General features: G+C 48.0%; 9 protein-coding genes. All 9 read left to right on the plus strand.

Annotated elements, in window-relative coordinates; genetic code table 11:
• On the plus strand, window positions 1–468 hold a 468-nt coding region (locus H6F50_RS02895; protein ID WP_190426124.1), incomplete at its 5' end, for a CHAT domain-containing protein.
• A 288-nt stretch (window positions 469–756) separates the two neighbouring features.
• A complete protein-coding gene (locus tag H6F50_RS02900) occupies window positions 757–1,200 on the plus strand; it encodes an ATP synthase subunit I (protein ID WP_190411201.1) in 444 nt (147 codons plus the stop codon).
• Window positions 1,201–1,253: 53 nt separating this feature from the next.
• Window positions 1,254–2,015 carry a F0F1 ATP synthase subunit A gene (atpB, locus tag H6F50_RS02905; protein WP_190411202.1) on the plus strand — a complete coding sequence of 254 codons (762 nt, stop codon included), beginning with the start codon at window positions 1,254–1,256 and terminating at the stop codon, window positions 2,013–2,015.
• A gap of 219 nt (window positions 2,016–2,234) precedes the next feature.
• On the plus strand, window positions 2,235–2,480 hold the full coding sequence (gene atpE / locus H6F50_RS02910) for an ATP synthase F0 subunit C (protein WP_015112744.1): 246 nt from the start codon (window positions 2,235–2,237) through the stop codon (window positions 2,478–2,480).
• A 174-nt stretch (window positions 2,481–2,654) separates the two neighbouring features.
• Complete coding sequence (locus tag H6F50_RS02915) at window positions 2,655–3,089, plus strand: F0F1 ATP synthase subunit B' (RefSeq protein ID WP_190411203.1); 435 nt, start codon at window positions 2,655–2,657, stop codon at window positions 3,087–3,089.
• A gap of 97 nt (window positions 3,090–3,186) precedes the next feature.
• The gene (locus tag H6F50_RS02920) at window positions 3,187–3,756 is read left to right on the plus strand and encodes a F0F1 ATP synthase subunit B (RefSeq protein WP_190411204.1); all 570 of its coding nucleotides are present in this window, start codon (window positions 3,187–3,189) and stop codon (window positions 3,754–3,756) included.
• Entirely contained in the window at window positions 3,756–4,313 is a 558-nt protein-coding gene (gene atpH, locus H6F50_RS02925) for an ATP synthase F1 subunit delta (protein WP_190426129.1), read from the plus strand. The genes H6F50_RS02920 and atpH overlap by 1 nt, the downstream gene beginning before the upstream one ends.
• 219 nt (window positions 4,314–4,532) lie before the next feature.
• Window positions 4,533–6,050 (plus strand): F0F1 ATP synthase subunit alpha, encoded by a 1,518-nt coding sequence (gene atpA / locus H6F50_RS02930; protein ID WP_190426132.1) that lies wholly within the window; start codon window positions 4,533–4,535, stop codon window positions 6,048–6,050.
• A gap of 112 nt (window positions 6,051–6,162) precedes the next feature.
• On the plus strand, window positions 6,163–7,088 hold a 926-nt coding region (locus tag H6F50_RS02935; protein WP_190426135.1), incomplete at its 3' end, for a F0F1 ATP synthase subunit gamma.

Genomic DNA, 7,088 nt, shown 5'->3' on the forward strand with positions numbered 1-7,088 from the left:
ACTGAAGCCGCAGTTGTTCAGAAGCTACCCATAGCCAAGATGATTCATCTGGCGACTCACGGCTTGCTGGATGATTTTCAGCGTAGCGGAGTACCGGGAGCGATCGCCCTGGCTCCTTCTGGTCAAGATGACGGGTTGCTCACCGCCAGCGAAATCCTGAATCTCAAGCTCAATGCCGAGTTAGTTGTCTTGAGTGCTTGCGACACTGGGCGAGGTAAGCTGACTGGCGATGGCGTGATTGGATTGTCTCGCTCTTTAATTACTGCGGGTGTCCCCAGTGTCATCGTCACTTTGTGGGCGATACCCGATAATCCTTCTGCCTTGTTGATGACCGAATTTTATCAAAATCTGCAACAAAACTCCGATAAAGCACAAGCTTTGCGAAGCGCGATGCTGACGACGATGAAACAATATCCTGACCAACCCAGCGCTTGGGCTGCATACACGTTGATTGGGGAAGCTGAGTAAAAAGCTAGGGAAAATCGCCGCAAGCTGCTACAACAAGGGGCGGGGCGATACCCACGCTGATGCCTAAAATGCTTTTTAAATAAGAACCCATGAGCATGAATGCGAAAAATGCTTCTTGGATGAGAACTCATGAGCATGAATGCGATCGCTACCAGAGAGAACCTTTTAATTTGCTGACATCGACTTAATTCTTTTTTAAGTAATGTTACCTCTGCATGGTATATTCAAAATGTTTGGTTCTGACCTGTAGTAGTCAGACCAAATAGCACAAGCTGAAACACATCAGTTGTGAACTTGTCAAACGAATCTCAAACAACCACGCCGACCACCGAGGAGTTACCACAAACTGGTTCGCCTGTATCAGAACCAGATGGCTCCATGCAAGAGTACTACCAACTTCAACAAGAGTTGTTGCTGACTACACTTGCTTTGAGCGGGATTATTTTTATCTCCGTCTGGATTTTTTACTCTCTCAACATTGCCCTGAATTACTTGATAGGGGCGTGCACATGTGTGGTTTACTTGAGGATGTTGGCTAAAGACGTTGAGCGACTTGGCGCAGAGAAACAGCGTCTGAGTAAGACTCGGTTTGCTCTGTTTATTGGGTTGATTATAATCGCAACCCAAGTGAATAAGCTACAGATTCTGCCCGTTTTTTTGGGATTTCTGACTTATAAAGCCTCCCTCATCGTCTATATGCTTCGGACTTTGTTTCCCCCGGACGCTCGATAGGTTGGACAGTGTTAGAATTCTCCACTCTTTAATCCCTGGAGAACCCTCATTGAATGGAAATGCTAAGTATTCTTTCCGCCTTTAATTCATTCCCTCTCGCCAAACTAGAAGTTGGTCATCACCTTTATTGGCAAGTGGGAAATCTTAAGATTCACGGGCAAGTTTTTCTAACTTCCTGGGTTGTTATTGGTATTCTTCTGCTTGCCTCGTTAGCTGCAACTCGGAATATTCAGAGAATTCCTAAAGGTATCCAAAACTTCATGGAATATGCTCTAGAATTCATTCGAGATCTGGCTAGAAACCAGCTTGGCGAGAAAGAATACCGTCCGTGGGTGCCATTTATTGGCACGCTGTTTCTGTTTATCTTTGTCTCAAACTGGTCTGGTGCATTAGTTCCTTGGAAGCTAATTCACCTTCCAGAAGGAGAACTAGCAGCTCCCACTAATGACATCAATACCACAGTGGCACTGGCATTGCTAACTTCTTTAGCGTATTTTTACGCGGGTTTTAGCAAGCGGGGTTTAGGGTACTTTAAAAAGTATATTGAGCCGACACCAATCCTATTACCCATTGCCATTTTAGAAGATTTCACAAAGCCCCTTTCCCTCAGCTTCCGTTTATTTGGCAACATTCTGGCGGATGAACTGGTAGTAGCAGTATTAGTGCTACTGGTTCCCCTGTTTATTCCTCTGCCAGTTATGGCGTTGGGGCTATTTACCAGTGCCATTCAAGCTTTAGTGTTTGCCACCTTAGCAGCTGCATACATTCATGAAGCGATGGAGGGGCATGGTGATGAAGGGCATGAGGAGCATTGACCTTTTTTAGAGGTAAGGAAGAAGGATATAAGATGAATAAAATCATCCCTCCTTTTCCATATCGCATTCGGGATGCCCTCAGTTGATAGAATTTGAGATTTGAGATTTAAGATTAAAAATCTTGGCTCAAAACTCAACACTTGTAAGGGAGCGGCATTGCCGTGTCTCTACTCGAAACTCTCTGTTGTTTGTTCTGTACTTCAAGGTAAGGAAATAATCATGGATCCATTGGTTTCTGCTGCTTCAGTTCTGGCTGCTGCTCTCGCAATTGGTTTAGCTGCAATTGGCCCTGGTATCGGTCAAGGAAATGCTGCTGGTCAAGCAGTCGAAGGTATTGCTCGTCAGCCAGAAGCAGAAGGGAAAATTCGCGGCACCTTGCTGTTAACCCTGGCTTTCATGGAATCCCTTACCATTTATGGTCTGGTGATTGCCCTAGTTCTGTTGTTTGCTAACCCCTTCGCTTAACATTTTTTGTTTGAGTAGAGACGTGGTTAACCACGTCTCTACTCAAACGAAGTTTTTAGTGTCCAGTCCTGTTGATGTAAGTTGAACCCCTTGCCTAGAGGGTATAGAGAATATGACAAGTGAGATAATTTTGCTTGCCATTAAAACTGCTGTTCAAGCATAAAGAGGGAAGAAATGTTTGATTTCGACGCTACCTTGCCCTTGATGGCAGTGCAGTTTCTGCTATTGGCAGCGGTATTAAATGTGGTTTTCTATAAGCCACTGACTAAAGTGCTAGACGAGCGCGACGATTACATCAGATCGAATGAGATGGGTGCGCGGGAACGCTTGGCAAAAGCTGAGCAGTTAGCAAAGCAATATGAGCAACAGCTAGCGGATACCCGCAGGCAGTCTCAAGCGCTGATTGCAAATGCTCAAGCCGATGCCCAGAAAATAGGCGCTCAACAAGTAGCTGAGGCACAGCAAGAAGCTGTTGCAAAACGAGAACAGGCGTCTATAGAGATTGGGCAGCAAAAGCAAGAAGCTTTGCAATCTCTAGAAACCCAGGTGGACGAACTGAGTCGCCAAATTCTGGAAAAAATATTGGGACAGCAGCTGGTCAATAGATAGAGAGCTTGAAGGAAAAGCTGTCATTAGTCATTAGTCATTAGTCATTAGACCAAAGCCAATGACTGATGACGAATGACCAACTTCATACTTCAATGGGATGGGTATCATGGGGACTTTTTTCTTATTAGCCGAGGTGGCTCACTCAGCTGGCGCTGAATTAGCAGAGGCAGAGGGGCATCATGGTTTCGGTTTAAATCCGGACATTTTTGAAGCCAATCTAATTAACCTGGCAATTCTTATTGGTGTACTGTTTTACTTTGGACGTAACTTATTAGGAAATATCCTAAGCGAGCGTCGTGCAAGGATTGAAACGGCGATTAGAGAAGCAGAGCAACGCCAGAAAGAGGCAGCAGCTGCACTCTCTGATGCCCAGCAGAAATTAACTCAGGCTCAAGCGGAGGCAGAACGAATCCGCAAAGATGCTGAAGAAAGTGCGAAGGCAGCGAGAGAAGCCATTTTGGCGAAAGCAGCAATGGATGTCGAGCGCTTGCACAGAACAGCTGTTGCCGATTTGAACACTGAAAGGGAGCGAGCGATCGCTGAACTCAGAGCGCAAGTTTCTGCAATGGCGTTGCAGCGCGTTGAATCGCAACTCAAAAGCCAATTGGATGATGCTGCTCAACAACAATTAATTGACAGCAGCATCGCTAGTGTAGGAGGTCGCTGATGAAAGGTAGTATGGTTAGCGGTGAAATCGTAGAGCCGTATGCAGAGGCATTAATGTCCTTGGCTCAGTCGCAGAACCAGACAGAGCGGTTTGGCGAAGATGTACGCTCTTTGTTGGGAGTCCTAGAAAGTTCTGAGGATCTACAGCATTTTCTGGGCAATCCAGTTGTAAGCGCTGAAAATAAAAAAGCGGTATTGCAGCAAATTGCTGGCGATGGACTTCACCCCTACATCCTCAACTTTTTGATGCTGCTGGTAGAGAGGCGACGTATCCTCTTTCTAGAGGGAATTTGCAAACAGTTCCAGGCACTTCTGCGGAAGCTGAATCAGACTGTTCTAGCAGAAGTTATCTCAGCGGTAGAACTGTCGGAGGCTCAGCAGCAAGCCATCGGCGAAAAAGTAAAAGCAATTAGCGGTGCCCAGCAAGTAGAACTTGATACCAAACTCGATCCAGATTTAATTGGTGGTGTCATCATCAAAGTGGGGTCTCAGGTATTGGATGCCAGTTTGCGAGGACAACTGCGCCGTATTGGCATACGCCTGAACAGTGCCGCCTAAAGTTGAAAGTTGAGAGTTGGAAAGGTAAGCAGTTTGTCGGTGGAAACTTTTCAGAGGTTTCCAAGTTAAGCAAGTGAAATTTGCAAATCTTAACTTCTAATGTTCAACCTACCACCGCCAAAATAGAGAGCTTCAACCTTTAAGCTACCCTTCGAGAAGGGATTCTCCTTAAAACCTTCAACCTTTAACACAAACCCTTTCCTCCTTTAACAAGTAACCATGATCAGCATCAGACCTGACGAAATTAGCAGCATTATTCGGCAGCAAATTGAACAATACGACCGAGACGTTAGTGTTTCTAACGTGGGTACCGTATTGCAAGTAGGTGACGGGATTGCCCGGATTTATGGCCTAGACAAGGTTATGTCCGGGGAACTGGTGGAATTTGAAGACGGTAGCGTTGGCATCGCCCTGAACTTAGAAGAAGACAACGTGGGCGTGGTGCTAATGAGCGATGGTCGCAACATCCAGGAAGGTAGCTCTGTGAGCGCCACCGGCAAGATTGCTCAGGTGCCAGTGGGCGAAGCCTTGATTGGTCGTGTTGTGGATGCTCTCGCTCGTCCGATTGATGGAAAGGGAGACCTTAACACCACAGAAACCCGCCTCATTGAATCAGGCGCACCGGGAATTATTGCTCGGCGCTCGGTTTACGAACCGATGCAAACCGGCATTACCGCTATTGACGCGATGATTCCGATTGGTCGGGGTCAGCGGGAGCTAATCATTGGTGACAGACAAACCGGAAAAACTTCGATCGCGGTTGACACCATCCTCAACCAGAAAGAAGAAGACGTGATTTGCGTCTACGTCGCTATCGGTCAAAAAGCTTCTACCGTCGCCCAAGTGGTGAACGTGCTTCAGGAACGAGGCGCAATGGACTACACCATTGTGGTAGCAGCAAACGCTAACGACCCAGCAACCCTGCAATATCTGGCTCCCTACACGGGCGCTAGCTTGGCAGAATACTTCATGTACAAGGGCAAGGCGACGCTGATCATCTATGATGACCTCTCCAAGCAAGCCCAAGCTTATCGCCAGATGTCCCTGCTGCTGCGTCGTCCGCCCGGACGGGAAGCTTATCCTGGGGATGTGTTCTATCTCCACTCCCGTTTGCTGGAGCGTGCCGCAAAGCTGAGTACAGAACTGGGTGAAGGCAGCATGACCGCGCTGCCAATTATCGAAACCCAAGCTGGGGACGTTTCCGCTTACATTCCCACCAACGTGATTTCGATTACCGATGGTCAGATTTTCTTGACCTCCGACCTATTCAACTCTGGCTTGCGTCCCGCAGTGAACCCTGGTATTTCCGTGTCACGGGTGGGTTCAGCGGCTCAAACCAAGGCGATGAAAAAAGTGGCTGGTAAGCTAAAGCTGGAGTTGGCTCAGTTTGACGACCTGCAAGCTTTTGCTCAGTTTGCCTCGGATTTGGATAAGGCAACCCAAGACCAGTTGGCGCGGGGTCAGCGCTTGCGGGAACTTCTGAAGCAGCCGCAATACTCGCCGCTATCAGTGGCTGAGCAAGTGGCAGTTGTGTATGCAGGTTTGAATGGCTATTTGGATGATATTCCTGTAGAGAAGGTGGCTCCTTTTGCGCGATCGCTGCGGGAGTACCTGAAAACCAGCAAGCCGAAGTACATGGAAATCCTCCGCAAAGAGAAGCAGCTGACGGAAGATGCGGAAGGCATTCTCAAGGAAGCGATCGGTGAAGCGAAGAAGACCTTCATGGCGATGGCGTAACTTGTCCAAAGCGAATAGCTAAGCGCGAATAGCTAATTGTAAAAAGTAGCGCTTCGCAATTAGCTATTCGTAATTAGCCACTCGCAAAGGACAACTGACACCGGACAAAACTATGGCAAATCTAAAATTTATTCGCGATCGCATTCAGTCGGTCAAAAACACCAAAAAAATCACCGAGGCAATGCGCCTAGTTGCCGCCGCCAAAGTGCGCCGCGCCCAACAACAGGTGACTGCCACTCGCCCCTTTGCCGACCGCCTCGCTCAGGTTCTCTACGGTCTGCAAAACCGTCTGCGGTTTGAAGAAGCTAACCTGCCTCTGTTGAGAAACCGGGAAGTTCGGTCTGTAGGAATTTTGGTCATTACAGGCGATCGCGGTCTCTGCGGTGCCTACAACACCAACGTCATCCGTCGCGCTGAAAACCGCGCCAAGGAACTACAAGCCGAAGGTCGGGACTATAAATTTGTGCTGGTAGGGCGCAAAGCTATCCAATACTTCCAGCGTCGCGACCAGCCGATTGACGCTACTTATACTGGCTTAGAGCAAATTCCTACAGCAGCAGAAGCATCCAGAATCGCTGACGAACTGCTTTCCTTGTTCTTGTCAGAGAACGTAGACCGGATTGAATTGGTCTACACCAAGTTTGTCTCCTTGATCAGCTCTCGCCCAGTGGTGCAAACCTTGCTGCCGCTGACAACCCAAGGACTAGAAGCAAGAGATGATGAAATCTTCCGCCTCACAACTCGCGGTGGCGGTTTTGAGGTAACGCGGGAGAAAGTCTCTACCCAACTTCGAGAGTTTCCACGGGACATGATCTTCGAGCAAGATCCAGTGCAGATTCTCGATGCCCTCCTGCCGCTGTATCTGAATAACCAGTTACTGCGGGCTTTGCAAGAGTCGGCAGCGAGTGAACTAGCAGCACGAATGACGGCGATGAACAACGCCAGCGACAACGCTAAGGAGCTGATTGGTTCTCTTACTCTGAAGTACAACAAAGCGCGTCAGGCGGCAATCACCCAGGAAATTCTGGAAGTTGTCGG

Source organism: Coleofasciculus sp. FACHB-712, assembly GCF_014695635.1.
GTDB lineage: Bacteria > Cyanobacteriota > Cyanobacteriia > Cyanobacteriales > FACHB-T130 > FACHB-T130.

Excerpts from the sequence above, each read along its gene's own strand:
- atpB (WP_190411202.1), top strand. The coding sequence starts at position 1,254 with ATGGAAATGCTAAGTATTCTTTCCGCCTTTAATTCATTCCCTCTCGCC.
- atpE (WP_015112744.1), top strand. The coding sequence starts at position 2,235 with ATGGATCCATTGGTTTCTGCTGCTTCAGTTCTGGCTGCTGCTCTCGCA.
- H6F50_RS02915 (WP_190411203.1), top strand. The coding sequence starts at position 2,655 with ATGTTTGATTTCGACGCTACCTTGCCCTTGATGGCAGTGCAGTTTCTG.
- H6F50_RS02920 (WP_190411204.1), top strand. The coding sequence starts at position 3,187 with ATGGGTATCATGGGGACTTTTTTCTTATTAGCCGAGGTGGCTCACTCA.
- atpH (WP_190426129.1), top strand. The coding sequence starts at position 3,756 with ATGAAAGGTAGTATGGTTAGCGGTGAAATCGTAGAGCCGTATGCAGAG.
- atpA (WP_190426132.1), top strand. The coding sequence starts at position 4,533 with ATGATCAGCATCAGACCTGACGAAATTAGCAGCATTATTCGGCAGCAA.